Below are 25,937 nucleotides of genomic sequence, written 5' to 3' on the forward strand. Positions count from 1 at the left end.
AAAGTTTAAAGAGGGCATATCATCAATAGAATTGTCATCCTGAACGTCCCGATTAATCGGCACGGGTGGTTGAAACGGTGCGTGGATATTTAAGCAAGCCTTCGATAGGCCCAGGATGACAATTACTGTTGATTTTGATGGATCTTAACGCACTCAGTATTTTGAAACATTAAAGATAATCTGTAACATGACTAATTATTATAATTATCTTCCTTTAGTAAAAGACGATGAAAACTGGGGACTTTACGTGCTTAATGCCGGTTACATGCAAATTGGTGCCGAGTGTGGCTATCCCTTAAACGGGCATCCCGAAAATTATGATTTTAACTGGCAGAGTGGACGTGTTTTAAGCGAATATCAGCTGATTTACGTAACAGAAGGCGAGGGCATTTTTGAGTCGGAGAGCTTTGGTAGTTCTATGGTAAAACCTGGAACGGTGATTTTACTATTTCCCGGCGAAAGGCACAGATACAAGCCATCACGGCAAACCGGCTGGAATGAATATTGGATAGGTTTTAAAGGTTCGATCATGGATGATCTGGTAAAGCGAAATATCTTTAGTCCGGGGCAGCCATGTATTGAATTGGGGTTTAACGAACAGGCCTTCAGTCTTTTTAACTCCATCATCGAAAAAACACGTCAACAGCATATTAATTACCAACCCCAGATATCTGGTGCAACCATGCACCTGTTGGGTTGTATCCATTCTCTTCAAAAAGAACCCGTAGCACAATTAGAAGAAAAGCAGTTGCTTGTAGATAAGGCCAAACTATTGTTCCGGTCCAGATTGATGTCTGCATTTTCTCCAGAGCAGGCCGCTAAAGAACTGGCCATCGGTTATTCTTATTTCCGTAAACTCTTTAAATCTTATACAGGAGTTTCACCTGGTCAGTTCTATATCCAGCTGAAAATAGAAAAGGCAAAAGAAATGCTCAACGACCGTAATATCCCAATAAAGGAGATTGCTTATGGGCTGCATTTTGAATCTTATTTTTATTTTTCGAAGCTATTCAAAGATAAAACAGGTTCGAGCCCCACCGTTTTTAGGGCGCATGCCAGTGGTAATATCATATAGCTACAAATCATAAAATACAAAGGGAATATCAAATCGTATAAAAAGTATGTTTTTGATATGCCCTATTTTTGGTTAAACGTTTTAGTTAGTGTGTTCTGTGTGCTATCTAAAAAATCTAACCAATAATATGTTTAAAATCTATCCCTTAATGGCATTTCTTGTCTGTCTCATTTTCCTTGGGAAAATCCAAAATAAAATCCATGCTGCTGCAAATAAAATAAATAACTTTTTTAAACAGGGTTTACTCTCGGTCGGATCTTATAACGTTCCTCACAACGCATAGCAAACGGTTCATTTCAAGAATAGCTTAATCAAATTCATATATACCCAAACCAACAAAACATGGAAAATTATACTTCAAAGAGAAGCAATTACCTATGCTTTCGGGCTAAAACAGGTCTGCCGGTATTCAAGACTTCTGTCTTGATGGCAGCCTGTTTGCTCAGCGCTTTCTGTACACCAGTTTTAGCGTATCCTGCTGCCGAAATGCCCCACAAAGATGGCATTTCAATAAAAATACACCGTTTAGATGTATCAGGAAGGATCGTAGATGTTAAGGGGCAACCTATACCCGGTGCAACTGTAAGGGTAAAATCGGGAAAAGGAGCCACCATTACTGATGGAGATGGTAAATTTCGTTTAAATGGCGTTGCAGATACTGATATCCTGGTTATTACCTATCAAGGTTATACCACACGCGAAGTTCCGGCTTCCGGAAATTTAACGGCGATCCAGCTTGTAGAATCAGAAAACAGTTTGACGGAGGTCGTGGTTGTAGGATATGGAACCACACAGAAAAAAGACCTCACGGGTTCTGTATCTACGCTTTCATCAGCCCAGGTAAAAGATCTGCCGGTAAGCTCTATCGACCAAAAATTGGTTGGACAGATTGCCGGCGTACAGATCAGTGCGCCTACAGGGGCACCAGGCGGTGGTGTAAACATCAAGATCAGGGGAACAGGATCCATTACGGCAGGCAATAATCCTTTGTTTGTGGTAGACGGTTTTGCAATTTCCAATTCTGGCGGACAAGCCTATAACCCGCTAAACGTAATCAGTCCTGATGATATTGAATCAGTAACCGTATTAAAAGACGCCTCATCCACAGCTATATATGGCTCCAGAGGTTCCAATGGCGTTGTCGTAATTACGACCAAGAGAGGTAAAACCGGGCCGCCGGTAATCAGTGTGAACTCCTATATCGGCTCCCAGCAGGTTCCGCAAAAAGGCCGTCCGGATGTACTTAATGGTACCGAATACGCGCAGTTCAGAAAAGAGATGATCATTGACGATTTTGCCTCGCGTGGTTTAACGGCCACCGATAATGATATCCCGGTGCAGTTTAGAAATCCTTCACAATATGGAGAAGGAACCAACTGGTATGATGCGGTGCTTAGAACGGCTATGCAAAACAATGTAGATGCAAGCATCCGTGGGGGTTCAGAAAACACCCGTTATTCGGCTTCGATCGGGCGCCTGGAACAGGAAGGAACAATCCGTTACACCGATTATAAACGTTACTCTGTTAACTTCAATATCGAATCGGATGTGAGTAAAAAGATAAAATTGGGGCTCAGTATTGCACCAAGTGGAGGAGTACAAAACCGAAATGGTTTCGAATCCGGAATCCGTGATGTATTGACCAGAACCTTATGGCTGAGCCCAATTGTACCCATTACCAATGCAGCCGGAAACAGAACCGTATTTATTACCTCGCCAGGGGCAATCGGTGCCGGAAACCCATTGAATACATTGGAGTTTGCCGGAACAAAGGCAAAATATTTTAGAGGTCTGGCCACTGCTTTCGCCGAGTATAGGATTGTGGATGGTTTAAAGGCAAAGTATAGTTTCAATTATGATTATACCAATAACAGTTCATTTGCTTTTAGTCCATCTTTTGTAATCGGAGAAACTGGCAATCAGAACCCAAATCCATCCATTCCTTCATCCAGCACTGCTCAGAACACGACTTCGAACTGGTTGTCAGAAATTACGCTTTCTTATGATAAGACATTTGGTCAAGACCATAAAATTAGTGCAGTGGCGGGGTATACCGCACAGCAGGAAAGATATGAAGGTTACTCATTTGGTGCAACCAATTATCCAGATGACCTGATCCAGACGATCAATGCTTCTACCTTATTGAACGGTGCTGCTGCAGGTATTGAAAAATGGGGACTGATCTCTTACCTTGGAAGGGTAAATTATACTTTTAAAGATAAATACCTGTTCACCGCAACGGTGCGTTCAGATGGTTCATCCCGTTTTGGTTCCAATTTCCGTTATGGTACTTTTCCATCGGTTGCATTGGCCTGGCGTGCTTCTCAGGAAGGCTTTTTCAAAGATCTCCGTTGGTTAAGTGACCTTAAGGTAAGAGCAAGTTATGGCCGTACCGGTAATTTCAATATTCCAAATTACCAATATGCCGCAAATATCGGTTCTTCTAATTATTCGTTCGGTGGAGGTTTAGCCAGTGGCCGGGTATCCGGTTCTATCGCAAACGAAAACCTGACCTGGGAAACGGCCGACGAACTGGACTTAGGATTAGACCTGGCTGTATTTAACAGCAGATTAAATCTGACCTTCGATTTTTATAACCGCATTACCAGCGATTTATTATTAAATGCTGAGTTGCCTTCTGCTTCAGGTTTTTCTAACGCGACCATCAACCTGGGGAAAGTAAGGAACAGGGGATTTGAAATCGGGGTTACTTCGAAAAACCTGACAGGTGAATTTACCTGGAATACCAATGCCAATATCAGCATCAACCGCAATATTGTACTCGAGCTTAATCCCGGAAATAATAACGCACCCATTTATAGCGGAAGAAGTGGTGGAGGTTACTCAACGCACAAAACAGAAGTTGGCAAACCTATCGGACAGTTTTTTGGCTTCCAGTTTGATGGCATTTATCAAAATGCCGCAGAACTGGCCAGTCAGCCTAAACACGGCTCGTCTGTTGTAGGTTCGGTAAGGTATAAGGATATCGATGGAAATGGCATAATTGAGGAGGTTAAAGATTTTACCGTGTTGGGGAATTCTCAGCCCGATTTTACCTATGGACTAACCAATACTTTTGGATACAAAAACTTTGATCTTAATATTTTGATTGTTGGCAGCCAGGGTGGCCAGATCATGAAAACTGGAAATGAATTCCTCACCAATACCGATGGTGTATTTAATGTAGACCGTAAAGTGCTCGACAGGTGGAGATCTCCATCAAATCCAGGAAATGGATTCGCACCAACTACTGTGGGTGGCAGAACGCTTTATCGCGAGGTAAACTCACAGTGGATTGAGGATGCCAGTTTCTTGCGCATTCAGAACGTTTCTCTTGGTTATAACTTTAAACAAAAATTCATTACCGATTCGAAAGTGATTAAAGCATTGCGTTTGTATGCCAGTGTGCAAAACCTGGTTACTTTCACCAAATACAGTGGTGCAAACCCGGAAGCGGGTACCAACGATGGATTCTCTGCGCTTACTCCCGGACGCGATTTTACAGCTTATCCACTCCCAAGAATCATCACCGCCGGAATTAACATGACGTTTTAATCAAGAACAAAAAAACATGAAAAATCAATCATTATATATACCAATTGGCTTATTGGTTCTTGCTTCTTCCTTTTTCGGATGCAAGAAAGACTTTTTAAACCAGTCGCCAGAAGCCAACCTCACCAATAGTAATTTTTGGAAAACAGAATCTGACCTGAAACAGGGGGTTAACGGCGCTTACAGTAGCCTGCGTGGACTGGGGACATTTAGTTTCTGGCTTTTTGGAGAAATGCGCTCCGACAATACCACCTTTCAATACAATGCACCGCAGAGGGGCCAGGAGAACAGGGAACAGGTAGATGAATTTTTGGCCAATTCGGCAAATACACTGCTTCAGGATTTCTGGAGAGACAGTTATACTGCCATTTTCAGATCTAACGATGTACTGGACCATGTGGATGCCATACCCATGTCGGAGGCTGCGCGTGCACAGGCTACCGGTGAGGTTAAATTTTTAAGGGCCTTCCATTATTTTAATCTGGTTAGGCAGTTTGGTGGCGTGCCACTTCGCTTAGAGGCAATCAAATCTCCAGCCGATGCACCTTCAAAGGGCAGAGCAACAGTAGAAGCAGTATATGCCCAGATTATTGCCGATCTTAATGATGCGGCCAGCAAATTGCCGGAGGCCGCCAGCTATGCTGCAACCGAAAAGGGCAGGGTAACTAAAGGTTCTGCAAATGCACTTTTAGGAGAAGTATACATGACCCAGAAAAAATTTGGTGAAGCACTTACCGCACTTAGAAAAGTAACCGGTTATAGCCTGATGCCAACCTATGCGGGTATTTTTCAGGTAGCGAATAAAAATAATCAGGAATCTATTTTTGAAATTCAATATTATGCTACCGTTGGTACAAACCTTTCGAGCAACTTTATGTATCAGTTTGCGCCGTTTAATTCTGGTACGATCGTTACACAGGATCCGGGAACAAACCTCAGTTTCACCAGTGGTTGGAATACCCCAACCAGCGATCTGATTGCCTCATACGAAGCTGGCGATGTACGGAAAGATGTATCGCTTGCAGAAGGTTTTACAGGTACTTCAGGATTTGTTGCCGTACCATATATTAAAAAATACAATCAGGGTTTTGTGCAGCCCGGGCAAACCAATGTTAATTTCCCGGTTATCCGTTATGCAGATGTTATGCTGATGATTGCCGAATGTTTAAACGAACAAGGTTTTGTAGCCAATGGAGAAGCCTTTAATTTATTAAATGCCATCCGTACACGTGCGGGTATTCCCAATAAAACTTCGGGCAATGTTATACCAGCATTAAATGTAAACACACAGGCGGCTTTTCGTGAAGCAATTTACCAGGAACGCAAAGTTGAACTGGCCTTCGAGAACCACCGGTGGTTCGATCTGGTACGTACGGGTAAAGCGTTAGAGGTGATGAACCCACATGGTCAACGCGAAATCGCAAAGGCTCCTGCCCAATATCCATCAGGAGCATATGTACTTACCCAAAATAAAATTCTTTTGCCAATCCCGCAAAGGGAGGTGATTTTAGATAATTTATCACAAAATCCACAATAAATAAAATACGGTTAGTTAGTAAATGGTGAATTCCCGGGCTTCGGCCCGGGTTTTCTGTTAAAATTAATTTATCGTATCATTGACCGACCGTAAATTTGCCAAATCATGAAATCACTATACACAAAGCCCATCATGGGCATTCTTTTTTTTCTTACGCTAATTGCTGTCGCGCAATCTGGCCATGCCGCAAAATCTTATGGTTTAAGGTGCGAATACATGGAGCGGCCCATCGGTGTTGATAACCCTAATCCACGATTATCATGGATGATGTTTGATGAGCGGAAAGGTGCTGCACAACACGCGTACCGGATTACCATTGGAACAGATTCTCTGTCAGTAGGACTGAAAAATGGGATTTCCTGGGATTCTGGTAAATTGCCTGGCCCATCATCTCTGCTTACTTATAAAGGAAAGAAACTACAGCCCTTTACCAAATATTTTTGGCGGCTCGAAGTGTGGGATAAAGATGATAAGGCACTACCAGCAGTGATTTCTAGTTTTGAAACAGGATTGATGGGGATGGAAAACTGGAAAGGAACCTGGATCAGTGACCGGAATGATATCAATATTCTGCCGGCACCATATTTCCGTAAAGAATTTCAGAGTGCTAAACAGATCAGGTTTGCAAGGGCATATATTGCTGCGGCTGGCCTTTACGAACTATACCTAAATGGGGAGAAAGTTGGTAACCACCGTCTCGATCCGATGTATACCCGTTTCGATCGGCGGAACCTTTATGTCAGTTATGATGTAACCGAAAACTTAAAAGCGGGGCGAAATGCCGTTGGCGTGCTATTGGGCAACGGTTGGTACAACCACCAATCAATAGCGGTATGGAATTTTGATAAGGCACCGTGGAGGGCCCGCCCAACCTTTTGCCTCGATTTAAGAATTACCTATACCGATGGTTCGGTCGAAACCGTTAGTTCTGGCAGCGGTTGGAAAACGAGTTTCAGTCCAATTATTTCCAACAGTATTTACACTGGAGAACATTACGATGCCCGCCTGGAACAGAAAGGATGGAATACCATCGGTTTTGATGATTCCAAATGGCGCGGAATTACTTTGAGGGCTGCACCTTCAAAAAACATTGTTTCACAGGTGATGCACCCTATCCGCAATGTGGAAGAAATTGCTGCAAAAAGCATCCGTAAGTTTGACGACACCACTTATCTTTTTGATCTGGGAAGAAATATTGCCGGCGTGAGCAAAATCAAAGTTGCAGGTAAAAGAGGTACGGTGATCAGGTTAAAACATGCCGAGCGTCTGTATACAAACGGACATGCAGATTTATCCAATATTGATGTGTATCATCGGCCAAAAGATGCTTCAGATCCCTTTCAAACCGATATTTATATTTTAAAGGGTGAGGGAGAAGAAGAATTTATGCCGCTCTTTAATTACAAGGGTTTCCAATATGTTGAGGTGATCAGTAGTAACCCTATAAAACTTGATAAAAGCAGTGTTGTAGGCTATTTTATGCATAGCGATGTTCCTGCTGTCGGTGAAATTTCTTCATCAAACCCACTTATCAACAAACTTTGGTGGGCCACCAACAATTCTTACCTGTCTAACTTATATGGATTTCCAACGGATTGTCCGCAAAGAGAGAAAAACGGCTGGACGGGAGATGGGCATTTTGCCATTGAAACGGGGCTTTACAATTTCGATGGGATTACCGTTTATGAGAAATGGATGGGCGACCATCGCGATGAGCAGCAGCCTAACGGCGTATTGCCTGATATTATTCCTACAGGTGGTTGGGGTTATGGAACAGCGAACGGAACGGATTGGACCAGTACAATTGCCATTATCCCTTGGGAGATTTACCTTTTTTATGGCGATAGTAAACTGCTCTCTGATAATTATCAAAGCATCAAAAAATATGTTAACTATGTTGAAGGTACAAGTAAAGAAGGATTAACGAGTTTTGGCCGTGGCGACTGGGTGCCTGTTAAATCTACTTCAGATCTTGAATATACCTCTTCGATCTATTTTTATGTTGATGCCGATATTCTGGCAAAGGCTGCCAAACTTTTTGGAAATCAAGAGGATTATGTACACTATAACCTGCTTGCCCAAAAAATCAAAAAAGCCGTTAACGATAAATATTTTGATAATAAAAAAGGGATATATGGCAAAGGTGTACAAACAGAACTGAGCATGGCGTTACGCTGGGGCATCGTTTCTGAAGCTTCGAGACAACGAGTTGCGGATAACCTTGCGGCGCGTGTAAAGGCTGATGGTATGCATATCGATGTTGGGGTTTTGGGTGCCAAAACTGTTTTAGATGCCTTAAGTGATAACGGTCACAGTGATATTGCTTATAAACTTGCTGCACAGGATACCTACCCGGGCTGGGGCTGGTGGATCGTAAATGGTGCAACAACACTTCACGAAAACTGGGATATGGATGCAAAAAGAGATATTTCCGACAACCACATGATGTTTGGTGAAATAGGCGGCTGGTTTTTTAAAGGTTTAGGTGGGATAAGGGTTGATGAAGCTAAGCCCGGCTTTAGCAACATACTGTTAAAACCAAACTTCGTAACAGGACTTGATCATTTTGCTGCGAGTCATAACGGCCCATTCGGAAAGATCACTTCGAACTGGAAACGCCAAAAAGATGGTGTGCTTTATGAAGTAATTATTCCTGCAAACTCTACTGCAACAGTCTATTTCCCTGAATCAAAAGGAGCAAAGGTTTATCAGGGAAATAAAATCGTTGATCATAAAATTCAGTTGCCTGCAGGGAGTTATGCCTTTGAAATCAGATAATTAAAAGAGATTCGTCACAATATATCGCTCCAACGTGTCGTCATTGCGCGAAGGCTTTTTCAGGCCGGCGAAGCAATCTTTATAGCAGGATAACTTGTATATAAAATTGCTTTCGCGAGCATTCGGGATTCCTTCTCGCAATGACGAATCTCTTTACTTGAGTTTCTCATTGATAGCTTCCCCAGGCATCCGTTCAGTAGTCGAAGAATCTATTTATAGCAATCAATGCCACAAATGGGCATGAGTTTTCAAAAAGAACAAATAATTGGTAGGTGTAGTATGATACTTTTCGCTACAGCTTTTGGTGAAATTTGCTACCATCTTCCTGCGATTAAACATGATACTATAAACCGCTCTCCCTAATCCCGGTAGGAACTATATCTGGTTTCTACATCATGTAAAGCATTTATCTAATACGCTCAATCTTCGGGCTTAATTGTATTTTCTTAATAAATTCAATAACTTGCATTGCATGACCAATTATAACACCTATACTGACAGTGAATTGGTTCTTTTATTAAAAGAAGGAGACGACCTTGCTTTTAGGGAAATCTATCTCCGGTATGATAAGCTTTTATATCTATATGCCTTTAAAAAATTAAGGAACAGTGATGAGGCAAAAGATGTGGTTCAGGATGTTTTTGCCTGGGTACTTAATCACCGCAGTCAACTTGAATTAACGGTTGCCCTATCTGCATATCTCTACAAATCTGTTCTGCATAAAATCTTCGATATCTTTAAACATCAGGGGATTATAAAGAAATATGTTGAAAATAATGAGCACTTTGTTGATTTAAATCCCACAGAGGCCGACTATCTCATCCGTGAAAAGGATATTACAGCCTTGATCGATCGCGAAATTGCCGCTATGCCCCCTAAAATGAGGGAGATCTACATCCTAAAAAGAATGAATTTCCTGAGCACCAAAGAAATTGCAGTGCAACTATCTATCTCCGAACATACGGTATCTACACAGCTTAAACGTGCGCTTAAACACCTCCGCGTCAGACTGGGCTTAGTGGTATACATTTTATGGATTATGAAGATTTAATCTGTTTAAATTAAAATTATTAAACTGTATATCAGTTATTTGTGTTTTTTGTTTTGATTGATGTACCCAATCCATGTTTTTGAATCGCCTTTGTTTTTGTTGAGCAGCAGCAGCAAAAAAAGCGATGGAAAAAGATATCAAAGAAGTATTGGAAAAGATCAGTTCTGGCAGTTATAGTCAGGAGGAGGAAGACATTGCTAAACTGTGGCTTCACCAATTGCATCAGCATGACGAGGCAGGACTTTCAGAAGAAGAACTTGATGCGGTAAGTAAGCAGATGTGGTTATCGCTTGAGCCAAATAAAAAGCAACCTTGGCTGGGCGTACGAAAATCATGGATTTCTATTGCCGCTGCGGCATCGATCACGATTGTGGTAGGATTGGGTTTATATTTTTACAAATATCCATCTGCCAATACAAAAAAAGTACTTCAGGTCTTTTCACATGATCTTCCTGCCGGAAGCAATAAAGCTTACCTTACCCTGGGCAATGGCAAGAAAATTTTGCTTAGCGGTTCAGCTATTGGTACACTTGCCGTGGAAGCAGGCGTTAAAATTACTAAAACTGCCGATGGACAGGTGGTTTATACTGTTGCCGACCAAGGCAAACAGGAGGGAAGCGAATACAATCGTATCGAAACACCACGTGGAGGTCAATACGAATTACATCTACCTGATGGTACTAAAGTATGGCTCAACGCATCATCCTCATTAAAATACCCTTCCTCTTTTGCTGCATTAAAAGAGCGGAAAGTCGAATTAACGGGTGAGGGCTATTTCGAGGTTTCAAAAGATAAAACCCGTCCGTTTTTAGTCAGCAGCAGGGGGCAGGTAGTGGAGGTTTTAGGAACCCACTTTGATATCAGTGCTTATGAGGATGAAGCAACCGTAAAAACAACGCTGTTAGAAGGTTCAGTTCAATTGAATAAACAGGTTATGCTAAAACCTGGTGAACAATCGGTTCTGGCCGATGGGAAATTTAAGGTAAAAGATGTAAATGTTAATGATGCCATTGACTGGAAAAATGGTGAGTTTTCGTTTGTAAATGAACCTTTATCCGATATCATGAAAAAAATTGCCCGCTGGTATGATGTAGAAATCGTTTATACCCATGCGGTTGCAAAAATGCCGACATTTTCGGGCTCAGTTTCCCGGTCAGAAAATATCTCCAGTGTTTTAAGTATGCTGGAAGAAACCAGTACAGTACGCTTTTCGATAGAGGGAAAGCAAATCAAAGTAAATATCAAATAAATATACCATCCGGATCTAACCAATCTGGTAAATAACCAAATCGAAATCAACTAAAAACCAAACAACATGAAAAAGATTAAAGGCAAGGCAAGTTAATACCGCATTGGGTTTTTAAGAAAAAAACCATGAAAGTGTTTCAGCACTTCCATGGCAATATCTGAGTTAACCCCAAAAAACAAATTTGAGATCCGTTTACGTATTAACCCAATCTAACAAAAGTATGAAATTAAATGCTTTTAACCTAGGTGTGCTCTGCCGATGGCTGCCGCCTACACTCCTATTGATGATGAATTTCGTTGTCCAGCAAACCCAGGCAGTAGATAAGAAAAGATTAAAGAAGAGAGTTAATCTGATCATCGCCATGATTACCATCTGTTTAGTACAGGTGAGTGCGGCAGGTTTTGCCCAGAAAATCAGTTTTGTAAAACAAAATACCACACTCTCGCAGGTATTCCGCGAAATAAAAAAACAAACCGGTTTCAGGGTATTGTATTCCGACCAGAATGTAAACAGCGAACTGAAAATCAATGCTGATTTTAAAAATTCAGAACTCGATCAGGTAATGGAAACCTTATTAAAAGGGCAGGGTCTGACTTACAAAATCGAACGAAAAACCATACTGATTAAAATTAGCACAATTGCGCCCTGGATGCCAGGAAATCTGATTTTTAAAGATGTCGATATCAAAGGAAAGGTTACTGATAAAAATGGCGCACCGCTGCCCGGGGCTTCTGTAACCGTAAAAGGTACACGAAAAGTAGCCAGTGCAGATTTAAATGGCAATTTCGAGCTTAAGGGGCTTGATGAAGAAGCTGTTTTAACGGTATCTTTTATCGGTTATGGAACTAGAGAAGTTAAGGTAACCGCCGGGCAGGTGATGAATATCGTTTTGAATGAAGATATCAGTCAGCTGGATAATATAATTGTGGTAGGCTATGATAGCCGGAAAAAAAGCGAATTAACAAGTGCGGTTTCTGTCGTTTCTTCAGCGAAATTAAAAGATGTAACCGCCAATAATATCGGAACCATGCTTCAAGGCAAGGTAGCTGGTTTGCAGGTGGTAAATAGTTCTGGCGCACCAGGTGCCGAAGCCGAAATCCGGCTGCGTGGGGTATCATCGGTTAATGCCAACCAAAGTCCGCTTTTTGTGGTTGATGGTATTATTGGAGGCAATTACGACCCAAACGATGTAGAAAGTGTAACGGTATTAAAAGATGCCGGCGCCACGGCCTTATATGGTTCGCAGGCAAACTCAGGTGTGATTATCATCACCACCAAAAGGGCCAAACAAGGCGAAACTTCCTTCGAAGCAAAGGTGTCTGCAGGATTTAGAACTGCCGATTTTGGTAAAATGAAGGTGATGAACAGCAACGAGCTTTATGATTACCAAAAAGAATTTTACCGCGATTACATTGTAGGAGCGACTGATAACTCCTATAAGATTGACCTTGGGAAATTCTATGCGGAGCGCCCTTTATCATTACGCAACCAGGATTATAACTGGTCTAAGGAGTCATTTAAACCAGCACCGGTATATAATTTCTATTTATCGGCCAATGGTAAAACAGAAAAGAACGATTATTACGTGGGTGCATCCTATTATAAGGAGAAGGGTACTTTTATGAATACCAGTTTTGAGCGGGTTAACCTGCGCGGAAATTCAACGTATCACTTTTCGCCCAAATTTGATGTAACCAACAATATTAACCTCAGTGCATCGCAAGGTAAAAGCTACGACTATATGGATGTATATTATTCATTCCTGAATATGCCATGGGATAACCCTTACGATGCCGACGGCAATCCAATTTATGTTGATGGTAACTCTACCTTTAAATGGTGGTCGAGGGATAAAATAAACCCGATCAATACCGTGCAAAATTCAGATCATATTTATAAAGGTTTTAATGTGCACTACGATCTGGGAATCAATTACCGTATCACAAACTGGTTAACATTTGCCAGTACCAACCGGGTATCGGCTTCATTTGATAAAGGCACCAACTATGTGTCGCCCACTGCTGCGGGTACCTATCACGGTACGGGTTACATGGATGAATTAAACACACTCAACTATGGGATTATCAGCAATCAGCTGTTCAAATTCGATTTTAAATTCGGCGACCACAGCTTAAGCGGTTTTGCCGGTGGCGCATTTGAAGATAGAAAAAACGAATATTCGGGCGCATCTGGTAAAGGTTTACCGGAAGGATTGAAAGTATTGAACGTGGTATCGAACAATCAACTGGTAAACGGGGCCAACAACACTTATATCTTGCAATCGTTGTTGTCTCAGATAAATTATAGTTATAAAAATAAATATTTCGTATCCGGATCCTACAGGTATGATGGTTCATCAAATTTTGCACCCAGTAAACAGTATGGAGGTTTTCCATCGGTATCGGCGGCCTGGTCGGTGAGCAACGAAGATTTCCTTACCGGTAACAGCATCATCAACAACCTGAAAATACGTGGTAGCTACGGCATTACCGGCACCCAGGATATCGGTGCGTCACGCTATTTAGGCTTATTCTCGCTTACTACACAGTATAACTCGCTGGTTGGAGCGGTGCCTTATCAGTTGGCAAACCCTATATTAACCTGGGAAAGTAAACACCAGATTAATGCAGGTATCGATATTGGCCTATTTAAAAGGATAAACTTAACGCTGGATGTTTACCAGAACGACACAAAAGACCTTTTACTGCAGGTATCGCAACCGCTTTCCGTTGGTTTTGAAACCAAATGGGAAAACGCAGGTACGGTAACCAACAAAGGTATTGAGCTGGGTATTAACTCCACCAACATCATCACCAAAAATTTTGAATGGAACACCGATTTCACCATCAATTTTAACAATAACAAACTGTCGGGTTTCCCTTCAGATATTATTAAAACAGGTTCGTGGAGTATCTCGCAGATTTATCGCAATGGCGGTAACCTGTTCGAGTTTTATATGCCAAAATGGTTGGGCGTTGATGCGCAAACTGGTGCGCCTGTTTGGGAGAAAATCATCTACAATAACGAAGGTAAAGCAGTGGCCAGCGAAAAAACATCCGATTATGCCCAGGCGACCAATCAGGAAGTTGGTTCGGCCCTGCCGAAGTATCAGGGTGGTTTTAACAATAGTTTAAGGTACAAAAACTTTAACCTAAGGGTAAGTACTTATTTTAACTATGGCAACAAGGTATTTAGCAATAATTTAAGGTTTATGCTGAACGATGGTCACGAACCCTATTATAACCAGATAAAATTACCTGATGATGCCAAAGTTTGGACAGGCCCAGGCGATACTGAGGCCACTGAACCAAGTCCGCAAAATTCGGCCAATTCAACCGAAACCTCTACGCGTTATTTAAAAGACGGAAGCTATTTTACCATTAGGAATATTGCATTCTCGTATACCTTGCCGGCGGCATGGGCTAAAAAGATAAACATGAGGAATGTAACCGTGGGTTTAACTGCCGACAATGTGGTTACCTTCTCTAACTTTTTAGGCCAGGATCCACAAACCACGATTACCCCAAGCCGTTATTCTACCCCGGGTGTATCTGATTTCAAGTATCCCAACAACCGCCAGTATCTGTTCACGGTTAATTTCAATTTTTAAGCAGGTTTAGGCCTATTAAAATTATGTATATGAAAAAGAAAATATTTACCATCATCATCCTTTTAACGGTTGTGGCCAGCGGCTGTAAAAAGCTGAGTGTTTCTCCAAGTGATGCCATAAGCACCGAAACATTGATCAATACCAGTAGTGGCTTAACCAATGCTTTAAACGGAGCTTATGCTTTGTTTAAAGATCATATTGAGTTTAATGGTAACGTAGATGCCAACAACATGTACCTCCGCCAGTTTTATCAGCTGTCTGATTTTGCCAGCGATGATATTGTTTGCGGTCAGGTAACTACCGACCCCTTGTACTACAGTTTCAGTCTCGACCATTCGCCAGCCCAGGCCAACACCCGGTACTATTGGTATGTATCATACAAAATCATTACGGGTGTGAATACGGTGATCGATGCGGTCGAAAAATCGGGAAAAACAGATGCCGCCACCAATCAATTGCTGGGTGAGTGTTACTTTTTGCGTTCATTTTGCCATTTTAATCTCGTGAGGTTATTTGGTAAACCCTATTCGGTTGATCCCAATTCTCCTGGCATCATTCTCCGTAATAACATAGCTGATCCTTCTAAAAAAGCGAGATCAACTGTCAAAGAGGTTTACGATTCGGTAATTGCCGATGCCGAAAAGGCGGCTGGTTTAATGACCCGGCCACGGGGCGTTCAATATGCCTCTCAGGAAGCAGCCTGGTCGTTATTGGCCCGTGTTAACCTGTATAAGGAAGACAATGCAAAAGCGATTGAATATGCGAATAAAGTAATCAATTCAGGCAAATTTACCTTAGCCACCAAAAGCACTTATCCAACCTTGTTTGCCAATGCAACAACAGGTAGCGAAACTATTTTCTGCGTAGCTTTTACTACAGTTGATGACTATGGAAAATTTGGTTCCATCGCTTCAATGATCTATTCGGATGGTAATTCGGGCTGGGGAGAAGAATATGCATCTTCGTCACTACGGGCGGCCATGAGTGCACATCCTGAAGATGTTCGCTGGTCGTATATTGTTCCGGTAAAAGATGCAGGGGGCACTGTGCAAAAGAAAAATGGCATCGAAGTTTACTACATCAGTAAATTCTCATTCCAGGGTGGACTGCCAAATTTAAGCTCGCCAATTATGTTCAGGTTAGCAGAAATGTACCTGATACGTGCCGAGGCTGAAGCAAAAACAGGTGCTACCAGCGCCGCGCTTGATGATGTAGATATGATCCGCAAAAACCGTGGCTTAGAAGGTGCGCTCTACAATAAAGTTGTGCCTCCGGGCAGTACTGCTTTAGATGTGGTTTTAGCTGAAAAACGCATTGAAATGGCATTCGAGGGTCACCGAACTTATGATGTATTCCGTAACAAAAAAACCTTAAATAAGGCTTACTGGGGTTACCATCTTACCGGCTTAAAAGAGACAGATGTCGATTTGTCGAAAACGCCTTCAGGTTATCCTAATTTAACGGTTCCTTATACCAATGCACGGATCATTTACTATTTACCGGTAGATGAAGTATTAAGCAATCCGCTGGCGATACAAAATCCATAAATAATCATACTTAACCCACAAATAGATATGATAACCCTCATGTGCAGCCATAAACGAACCGGAATAATATTTTTTTGGCGGAACATGATCGTTTCATCAACATTAAACTAAAATTATAAACTGATGAAAAATTTAAAAGCTTACCTGTTCATGTTATCCCTTGCGATAATAGGTTCGGTATTTAGTGGCTGTAAAAAAGATAAAACAGAGATCAAAACCGACCTTTTTTACGAAGTAGCAGTTGATGGTGCTACGGCAGTTTTTACAGTAAAAACACAGGGTGTAACCAATTATAAATGGGATTTTGGCGATGGCAAAACATCAACAGAAGCAAGCCCGACACATACCTATGCAGGCAAGGGCAAATATGTGCCAACGCTTACCGCAATGGTAAACGGGCAGAATGTAGAATCATCAACCGTATTGCGTATTGCTAAAACATCGCCGGTAAAAATCAACGATAATTCGCTTAGCGATTGGAGCGCTGTTACCAAAGACGTAGTTACACTAGGTACTCAAAAAGGGGTGTTCAACGCCGTTAAGTTTGATTACGATGGTAACTACATATACGCCTACATAGAAATGAACCGGAAAAAATCAGATTCAGATATTTTCGACTTCTATATAGATAGTGATAACAGTGCGGCAACCGGTCTGCTAACAGGCACTTTCACCGATGGCGGTTATGATATTCTACTCGAAGGACAGTTGCTTACCAGTGGTGTTGATATTTTTTACCACAACAGTGCGGATCAAAATGCTTTCTCATTTGCGCCACAATCTATAGCCGATGCCATTACGGTAGGTACGGTACAGGAAGCTGCCGGAGTGGTGAAGTTTGAGGTGCGTATAGCACGTGGTAAGCTCAAAGGACTAACCGGCTCGGGCGCCCGTTTTGCGATACAGGTGATGAAAAACGACTACTCGGTGTTATATGGGAGTGCGCCAGACACAGGCACCTCGAGTTTCTTCTTAGATATGAGCGAATAGCTTTAATAAATGTTAAGTTTTAAGCTGTAAATACAAAAAACCTCAACATTATGGTAAAGATTTTAACTGCTGGTCATCCGGCTGATGGACGCTTAGTGTCTTTAGATGTGATGCGTGGTATGATTATGATACTACTTTGTGCCGAAAGCTGCATGCTTTACGAATCCATAAAACATATCAATCATTCGGCATTAACAGGCGGTCTGATTACCCAGTTTTTTCATCATCCCTGGCATGGTCTGCGCTTTTGGGATCTTGTTCAACCGGCCTTTATGTTTATGGCTGGTACTGCAATGTACATTTCCTATAGTCGTAAACTAGAAAAAGGGCAAAGCTGGGCCAGTAATTTTAAACACGTAGGCATCAGGAGCCTAAAGCTTTTTATCTGTGGCGTGGCCCTTCATTGTTTTTATGCGGGCAAACCTGTCTGGGAACTTTGGAATGTGCTCACGCAGCTGGCCTTCACTACCATTGTAGCTTATTTAATCATCAATAGATCATATGCCTGGCAGTTTGTTTTTGCCATTGGCCTGCTCGTACTTACAGAAGTGCTGTACCGCACGATACTGATGCCCGGTTTTGATCAACCCTTTGTAGAAGGGAAAAATTTTGGTGCCTATGTAGATACCTTGTTAATGGGTAAAATAAATAGTGATGGTTGGGTAACCATTAATTGTATTCCCACAGCCGTCCATACCATTTTTGGTGTGCTGGCAGGCAAACTACTGATCTCCGGTAAAACAACTGTTTTCAAAATTAAGGCTCTGGCAATTGCAGGTATTATCGGCCTGGTGCTTGGTTTCGGACTGGATCTTTCAGGCGTTACGCCCATCATTAAGCGCATCAGCACAAGTGCGTTCGCGTTTGCATCGGTAGGGTGGGTATTGTTGATTCTGGCTGCCGTTTACTGGTTGGTTGATGTAAAACAGAATATCAGGTACGCCTGGGTTTTTACCGTTGTGGGTACCAACGCCATCTTTATCTACCTGTTTTTTGAAACGGTAGGTGTACAGTGGGTAAATGCCAAAGTGGCCATTTTTACTGGTGATATGCTGCACCTGTTTATCCATCTACCATTAAACCTGGCAGCAGTAGTATCGGCCACAGCGACCCTAATTGCAGAGTGGGGCTTATGTTACTGGCTGTATAAACGAAACATCTTTTTTAAACTATAAACAAACCGAAAAAAATATGATCATGATAAAAAAATATATAAACTATGCACTATGCGCTGGTATAGTTGCCGTAGGTCTATTTGTTGCTTGTGACAAAAAAGACGCTGAACTGGTTAAAGTTGAAAAGATAAATGTTACCTACATCGAAAGCAACGAAGATTTTCCGAATCCAGAGCGCGGCTTTTACCGTTATTCAGAAGTTCATTCGAGCAATTATACCGTACTCACCACTGCCGAATTGAAAGCTTACCGTTCGCCACAATCTATCGAAGGAGCGAATTATCAGGTATCGTCTACTTTGGTATTTAGGTACTATATTTTGGATGACGTGGTGAATGCAAATATATCCGCTTCGTTCCTGACCAATATTAAAAAAGATTTTGAAGCCGCACGTGCAGCAGGGGTAAAACTGATCCCGCGTTTTGTGTATACGGCTACTGCGAAACCGGGTAACTGTCCTGAAGGTTTTATTTGCCCGCTTTATGGCGATGCACCAAAGGCCGTTATTCTTAATCATATTGCGCAGCTCAAACCCATTCTGCGCGAGAATGCAGATGTTATTGCCTGTGTGCAGCTCGGTTTTATAGGCACCTGGGGGGAACAATACTATAGCGATTTTTTCGGCGATGCCTCTAACAACGGCAACCAGGGCAATAAACTTACCGACAATAACTGGAGGGATAGAATAGAAGTAATTAAAGCCATGCTGGATGCGATGCCTGCCGACAGAATGATCCAGCTGCGTTACCCACAGTTAAAGCAACGGTATGTTTATGGCATTAATGCGCCGCTTAATTCTGCTCCTTTAACAGAAGGTGCCGCATTTACCGGAAGTGATATTGCCCGTTTAGGATACCACAACGATTGTTTTATGGCCAGTGCTAACGATTTTGGTACCTATGAGGATTATGGGAACAGCACTACGCCGCGCACCTCAGATGGAACTGTGCTAAATACGCTGAAAGATTACTTTAAGGCCGATAGCAAATTTGTAGTGGTTGGTGGCGAAACCTGCTCAGATGATTACAGTCCGACAAATGATTGTGAACCAGCCGGAAAAATTCAGGCTGAATTTGCAGCATTACATTACAGCTTTATCAACGCGCATTACAATACGGCAGTTAATAATGATTGGCAGGACGGTGGCTGTATGGACAATATCAAACGTAACCTGGGCTATCGTTTTGTATTGCAGAGCGCTTTACTGCCCGATAATGTGGTAAGGGGTACTGATTTAAATATCGTGCTGAATATCAAAAATGCTGGTTATGCATCACCTTATAATAAACGTCCGGTAAAACTGTTACTGCGCAATACCCAAACCAATGCCTTAAAATCCTTTGATCTGGCTACCGATATCAGGAAATGGTATAGTGGAACTAATCAGGTAATAGAGGCCATTAAGATCCCTTCCGATTTTCCTGCAGGCGATTATGAACTCTTGTTAAACTTGCCCGATGCTTATGCAAGCATTGCCACAAAACCCGAATTCAGTATCCGCTTGGCCAATAAGGATGTATGGGAAGCAGCAACAGGTTACAATAAGTTAAATCACAATATAAAAGTTCAATAATAACATTTTCAGATATGATCAGGTTCTTTACTACCTATTTGTTTTTAGTTGTGCTGTTATGCGTAATGGAGAAAACACTCGCGCAAACTGTTCTGACCATTAAAAGTGGCGAAAAGTGGTATGGCGGTGCCGTAAATGAAGCGCATTTAATGCCTTTCAAAGAGGGATGTAGCCTGGATATGTATGGCGATACAAAAGGCAATCAGGCCGCACCTTTATTGGTTTCTACCAAAGGTAGGTTTGTTTGGAGTGAGGAGCCTTTTAAGTTTGCTTTTAATAAAAATAAACTTATCATCAGCCACACAAACGGTGCGATGGTAGTCGATTCGGCAGGTAAAAACCTTAAGGATGCGTTTACCAATGCGTCAAAACGTTTCTTCCCTTCAAAAAATAAATTGCCAGATACCTTATTGTTCAGCAGGCCGCAATACAATACCTGGATAGAACTGGTATACAATCAGAACCAAAAGGATATTTTAAGTTATGCCAGGGCAATAATCGATAACGGTTTTCCACCCGGGGTGATCATGATTGATGATAATTGGGCCGATTATTACGGACGTTTTGATTTCAGATCAGACAGGTTTACAGATGCCGCAGGCATGGTAGACTCCTTACACCAATTGGGTTTTAAGGTGATGTTATGGGTAAGCCCATTTGTATCACCAGATACCGAAGTTTTTAGAGCATTGCTTGCCAAAAGATTGTTGCTCTTCGATAACGGAGGAGACCCAAACAACACATGGGCAAAAGCAGAAAAACCCGCAATCATTCCCTGGTGGAACGGCTATAGTGCTGTGCTCGATTTTACCAATCCCAATGCCATGACCTGGTTTCATAGCCGCCTGGATCATATGGTAAATACCTATCATCTTGATGGTTTTAAATTCGATGCGGGTGATGCAGATTTTTATCCTGCCAATGCTTTATCATTTAAAAAAGTAACACCAAATGAGCACAGCAGGCTTTGGGGTGAAATGGGTTTATATTATCCGCTTAACGAATACCGGGCAATGTGGAAAATGGGAGGTGAGCCACTTGTGCAACGCCTGCGCGATAAAAAACACAGCTGGGAAGATCTGCAAAAGCTCATTCCACACCTCAGCACCGCTAGTTTGCTGGGTTATCAGTTTACCTGCCCCGACATGATTGGTGGAGGAGAATATGGCTCTTTTATCGGTAAAGATAAACTGGATGAACAGTTGGTGGTACGGTCTGCGCAATGCTCTGCCCTCATGCCAATGATGCAGTTTTCAGTAGCACCCTGGCGGGTATTATCAAAAGATAACCTGGCTGCTGTTAAAAAGGCAGTCGATATCCGTGCAAAATATGTTCCCTACATCATGCAGCTGGTAAAACAGTCTGCCGCTAGCGGCGAACCTGTTGTGAGGAGTATGGAATATGAGTTTCCCGATCAGGGTTTTAGCGAGGCAAACGGGCAGTTTATGCTCGGTAGCAGATACCTCGTGGCTCCGGTGTTAACCAATGGGAATACAAAAAAAGTGTATCTGCCGAAAGGGGCATGGGAAGACGATCAGGGCAAAAAAATAAAAGGCCCTGCAACAATAACAATCCAGGTGGCACCCGACAGGTTGCCCGTATTTAAAAAACAAAACCTAAAATAATATACTATGAAAAATCTATTCTTACTGGGAATGTTTGTACTTATGATAAGTGCTTGCGCCAAAAAAAATGAAATTGATGAACTAAAATCTGGAACTGCAAAGCCCCGTGCATTAGTACTAACCAGCTATTACGTAAATGGAGCAACCGGAAATGATTCAAATCCGGGTACTTCTGCTTCTACAGCCCTAAAGACTATCCAGGCTGCATTATGGAAAACAACTGATGGTGTTGGGGCTACCATATATGTGGCAGAAGGTACCTACAATGAACGGATTTATTGGTCGAATTCAGGTGCTTCCAGTGCTGAGCCCATTACATTAACAAACTATAACGGAGGCCTGGTAACCCTGGATGGAGTTAATGCAAGCAATTCGGCACAAAACGAGATGATTGCCATTGCCAGTAAAAGCCATATCCGCATCAATCACATTAATATCGCCAATAATATCAGAAGTAATGCAAAGGGCATTTACATGGTGGGTTCGGGTACGGATGTTCAATTTACATATTGTAAAATCTACAATATCGGCTGGACAAGCAATGCAAGTGCTGTGCCAGCAAGTACCGATAATGCCAGTCCGATGATTGTGGTTGGATCCACAACAACATCGTATAACGAAATTTATATCGGTAATAATGAAATTTATAACTGCAATACCGGTTATAGCGAGGGCATGACCGTGACAGGGAATGTGGAGAATTTTTTAATCGAAAGTAATACGGTACATGATATTAAAAACATTGGTATCGACATGTCGGGTCATTACTCCTGGACAGGCGCACCGGCAAATGTTAATTTTGCACGCAATGGCAACGTGAAAAATAATAAGGTTTATGGTTGCGTTTCACCTGTGGCCACTTCGGCAGGCATTTACGTGGATGGCGGGAAATGGATCAACATTGAAGGAAATACCTGTTACCAGAACTCAACAGGGATCAGTGCCGGTTGCGAAAACAACAACAATAATACCGAAGGCATTAATATCAGAAGTAATTTCATTTATAACAATATTGAGGCGGGCATAATCCTCGGAGCAAATGCCCCAAATAGTAAGGTAATCAATTCTACGATCACGAATAATACCTTGTTTAAAAACTTCTCGAAAACGGGCTGGGGAGGAGAAATTCATCTTCAAAATACAGATCAGCTTTCCATAAAGAACAATATCATCCAGTCTGCCAGCAATATCGTAATTGTTGCCTCATCTGGTTATACGGCTACAAACCTCGTGTTCGATTATAATAAGTATTTCTCTGTTTCAGGGTCTTCTGCTACAGTTACCTTCGATTGGGGCGCAATTAACGGAACAACCTATGGTTCTTTTGCCGCTTTTAAAACAGGAACTGGTTTGGATGCCAGTTCTACCTATGGTACACCTTCCTTTGTTTCTGCTGCTTTACCAAATCCGAACCTTCATTTAAACAGTGCTTCTTTATGCATTAATGCTGGTTTGCCTTCATTTGTGGCGCAGCCCGCAGAGTTGGATATCGATAAAGATGCACGGGTTAGAAACGGTCGTGTTGATATCGGTGCCGACGAGACTCCTTAATAAAAATTATCTGTTGATCTTAATCCTTTTATTGTGAAAAGAATAAATAACCTATTTGAAATTACTTTCAAATTTAAAAGCCAGGCCGACATTACCTCTATAAAACCCTATGGTTCCGGGCATATTAATGATACTTACCGCATGAAAAACCTGGCGACTGAGGAGTACGATTATCTGCTCCAAAAGATCAATCACCATGTGTTTAAGGATGTACCCAAACTTACAGAAAACATGTGCAGGGTAATTGCGCATCTCAAAAATAAGGTAAGCCAGACAGGAGCGGGTGATCCGCAAAAGGAGGTAATGACGCTCATTGCCACCAAAGCTGGTCCCTATTTTTATCAGGATACAAATGGGGAATATTGGCGGATGAGCCGTTTTTTAAAAAATACCAAAACTTACGATGTGGTAGAAACAGCACAGCAGGCGTACGAGGGTGGAAAAGCTTTCGGAAAATTTCAGTCCATGCTCTGCGACCTTTCTCCAGATCTCCTGCATGAGGTTATTCCCGACTTTCATAACGTGAAAAAAAGACTGGAGCAGTTGGATGATGCCATCGCTCACGATCCGCTCCATCGGCTTAGTTTGGTGCCGGCAGAGTTGGAAACCATAAAAGCCCATGCCAAATCCATGTTGTTTTTTCAGGAGGATGCACAGGTACTCACATTGCCAAAACGGGTGATCCATTACGACACCAAGTTTAATAATGTACTGCTGGATGTAGAAGATAAAGCCCAATGTGTGATCGATCTGGATACTGTAATGCCAGGTTATGTTGCCTACGACTTTGGTGACGCCATCCGAACCATTATTAATAAAGGTACAGAAGACGAAAGAGAATTATCTAATATTAAACTAAACCTCCCGCTGTTTAATGCCTATACTCAAGGTTACTTAGAGGAGGCGATGCAATTTTTAAATGAATGGGAGTTGAGATCGTTGATTAAGGGTGTTTTTTTATTGCCTTACATGCAGGCCGTGCGGTTTTTAACAGATTACATCAACGGTGATACCTATTATAAGATCGAATCCCCTCATCATAATCTCCAACGCACCAGGGCCCAGCTACAGTTGCTAAAGGAGCTGTTCGGCCATGCCGAACTTTTGGAACAGAACATATTAAAAGAGGCTGAAAAATACCAGTTAATTAAAAATTAAAAATCATGGATAGAAGACATTTTTGTGCCAATGGAATTGTAGGATTGGCCGGGCTTACTTTAATGCCGTCGGGATTATTGTTTGCAAACGCTAAAGATAAAGTTCGCTTAGGTTATATCGGTGTGGGTTTAAGGGGGAGGAACCATATTTCAGAGGGATTACTTCGTGCTGACGTGGAGATTGTTGCTATATGCGATACCCAGGAAAGCTCTTTAAAATATTGCCGCGCGCAATTTGTAAAAGCAGGCAAGAAACTCCCTGCAGAATATACTGGAGGCTTGGATGCCTATAAAAAATTATTGGAACGTAAAGATATTGATGCCGTAATCATTGCTACACCATGGGAGTTTCATAAAGCGCAGTCTATTGATGCCATGAGGGCAGGGAAATATGTTGGCTGTGAAGTGATTGCGGGCATAACCGTAGAAGACCATTGGGAGATTTTGAAGGTCTATGAGGAGACAAAAGTACCGTACATGACCCTCGAAAATGTTTGCTACCGAAGAGATGTACTTGCTGTATTGAATATGGTCAGAAATAATGTATTCGGTGAACTGGTGCATTTAGAAGGCGGTTACCAGCACGATCTTCGGGGCGTTTTGTTTAACGATGGCAAAAGATTTGATGGAAAAGGAGGCGAATTTGGTCCCAATACAGTTGGAGAAGCGCAATGGCGTACACAATGGAATGCTGACCGAAACGGAGATATTTATCCCACACATGGTGTTGGTCCGATTATGAATTATATCGACATCAACAGGGGGAATCAATTTACCAATCTGGTATCATTTGCATCGAAAGCAAAGGGATTACATCAATACATTGAGAAAGTCTCGCCTGGAAATAAAAATCTTGCTGTAAACTTCAAAAACGGCGATCTGGTAACCACTATGTTGAACTGTGCAAATGGAGAAACAGTAGCCTTAACACATGATACCCATTTACCGAGACCATATTCTTTAGGTTTCAGGGTACAGGGCACCGAAGGTTTGTGGATGGATGTGGCCGATGCCATTTATATAGAAGGCAAATCAGGCACCTATGATGAGTGGGACAAGGCCAAAACCTGGCTGGATAAATATGATCACCCATTATGGAAAAAATATGAGCATCAGGCGGATGGGGCAGGTCATGGTGGAATGGACTGGTTTGTATTCAATGCCTTTGTGGAGTCTGTGAAGCAGAAAAAACAGACGCCAATAGATGTTTACGACTCACTAACAATGAGTGTGATTACGCCCCTTTCGGAAAAATCGCTAAAAGACGGCAATATGGCACAGCAGTTTCCTGATTTTACCAAAGGGAAATGGAAAACATCAAAAAATACATTCGCGTTGGGCGATAGCGGGTTTTAAGGATTGGGAATTATTTCTTTAATCAAATTCAGAGAGACTGTATCATAAATATAGATTTGTCATCCTGGGCTTGTCGATGGACCAATTTAAATGTCTTGCCAGGCATTTCTA

15 protein-coding genes are annotated in these 25,937 nt (G+C 42.0%); all 15 read left to right on the forward strand.

The features are described from left to right. Positions 1-187 precede the first annotated feature (187 nt). The 15 genes from R2S57_RS13895 (at position 188) to R2S57_RS13965 (ending at position 25,826) form a co-directional block, all read left to right on the forward strand. The gene (locus R2S57_RS13895; RefSeq protein WP_316845554.1) at positions 188-1,075 is read left to right on the forward strand and encodes an AraC family transcriptional regulator; all 888 of its coding nucleotides are present in this window, start codon (positions 188-190) and stop codon (positions 1,073-1,075) included. A gap of 342 nt (positions 1,076-1,417) precedes the next feature. After that, on the forward strand, positions 1,418-4,630 hold the full coding sequence (locus tag R2S57_RS13900; protein WP_316845555.1) for a TonB-dependent receptor: 3,213 nt from the start codon (positions 1,418-1,420) through the stop codon (positions 4,628-4,630). A gap of 16 nt (positions 4,631-4,646) precedes the next feature. Further along, entirely contained in the window at positions 4,647-6,164 is a 1,518-nt protein-coding gene (locus R2S57_RS13905; RefSeq protein ID WP_316845556.1) for a RagB/SusD family nutrient uptake outer membrane protein, read from the forward strand. Positions 6,165-6,269: 105 nt separating this feature from the next. Continuing rightward, positions 6,270-8,942, forward strand: a complete 2,673-nt coding sequence (locus R2S57_RS13910) for an alpha-L-rhamnosidase (RefSeq protein WP_316845557.1) — start codon at positions 6,270-6,272, stop codon at positions 8,940-8,942. A 472-nt stretch (positions 8,943-9,414) separates the two neighbouring features. Beyond that, positions 9,415-9,993, forward strand: coding sequence for an RNA polymerase sigma factor (locus R2S57_RS13915; RefSeq protein WP_316845558.1), 579 nt, complete (start codon positions 9,415-9,417; stop codon positions 9,991-9,993). Between the two features lie 124 nt (positions 9,994-10,117). Continuing rightward, a complete protein-coding gene (locus R2S57_RS13920; protein ID WP_316845559.1) occupies positions 10,118-11,242 on the forward strand; it encodes a FecR family protein in 1,125 nt (374 codons plus the stop codon). Between the two features lie 220 nt (positions 11,243-11,462). Beyond that, positions 11,463-14,852 carry a TonB-dependent receptor gene (locus R2S57_RS13925; protein ID WP_316845560.1) on the forward strand — a complete coding sequence of 1,130 codons (3,390 nt, stop codon included), beginning with the start codon at positions 11,463-11,465 and terminating at the stop codon, positions 14,850-14,852. Between the two features lie 29 nt (positions 14,853-14,881). Then, entirely contained in the window at positions 14,882-16,399 is a 1,518-nt protein-coding gene (locus tag R2S57_RS13930; RefSeq protein ID WP_316845561.1) for a RagB/SusD family nutrient uptake outer membrane protein, read from the forward strand. A 123-nt stretch (positions 16,400-16,522) separates the two neighbouring features. Then, entirely contained in the window at positions 16,523-17,389 is an 867-nt protein-coding gene (locus tag R2S57_RS13935) for a PKD domain-containing protein (protein ID WP_316845562.1), read from the forward strand. Positions 17,390-17,439: 50 nt separating this feature from the next. Further along, positions 17,440-18,564 (forward strand): DUF5009 domain-containing protein, encoded by a 1,125-nt coding sequence (locus R2S57_RS13940; protein WP_316845563.1) that lies wholly within the window; start codon positions 17,440-17,442, stop codon positions 18,562-18,564. Positions 18,565-18,586: 22 nt separating this feature from the next. After that, positions 18,587-20,137: a DUF4832 domain-containing protein gene (locus R2S57_RS13945; protein WP_316845564.1), complete on the forward strand. Its 1,551-nt coding sequence runs from the start codon at positions 18,587-18,589 to the stop codon at positions 20,135-20,137. 14 nt (positions 20,138-20,151) lie between these two features. Next, complete coding sequence (locus R2S57_RS13950) at positions 20,152-21,762, forward strand: glycoside hydrolase family 31 protein (protein ID WP_316845565.1); 1,611 nt, start codon at positions 20,152-20,154, stop codon at positions 21,760-21,762. A 6-nt stretch (positions 21,763-21,768) separates the two neighbouring features. Next, complete coding sequence (locus R2S57_RS13955) at positions 21,769-23,313, forward strand: right-handed parallel beta-helix repeat-containing protein (RefSeq protein ID WP_316845566.1); 1,545 nt, start codon at positions 21,769-21,771, stop codon at positions 23,311-23,313. A 33-nt stretch (positions 23,314-23,346) separates the two neighbouring features. Beyond that, positions 23,347-24,471 (forward strand): aminoglycoside phosphotransferase family protein, encoded by a 1,125-nt coding sequence (locus tag R2S57_RS13960; RefSeq protein ID WP_316845567.1) that lies wholly within the window; start codon positions 23,347-23,349, stop codon positions 24,469-24,471. 5 nt (positions 24,472-24,476) lie between these two features. Further along, positions 24,477-25,826 carry a Gfo/Idh/MocA family protein gene (locus tag R2S57_RS13965; protein ID WP_316845568.1) on the forward strand — a complete coding sequence of 450 codons (1,350 nt, stop codon included), beginning with the start codon at positions 24,477-24,479 and terminating at the stop codon, positions 25,824-25,826. The last annotated feature ends 111 nt before the right edge of the window (positions 25,827-25,937 follow it).

The organism is Pedobacter psychrodurus, assembly GCF_032678585.1.
Lineage (GTDB): Bacteria > Bacteroidota > Bacteroidia > Sphingobacteriales > Sphingobacteriaceae > Pedobacter > Pedobacter psychrodurus_A.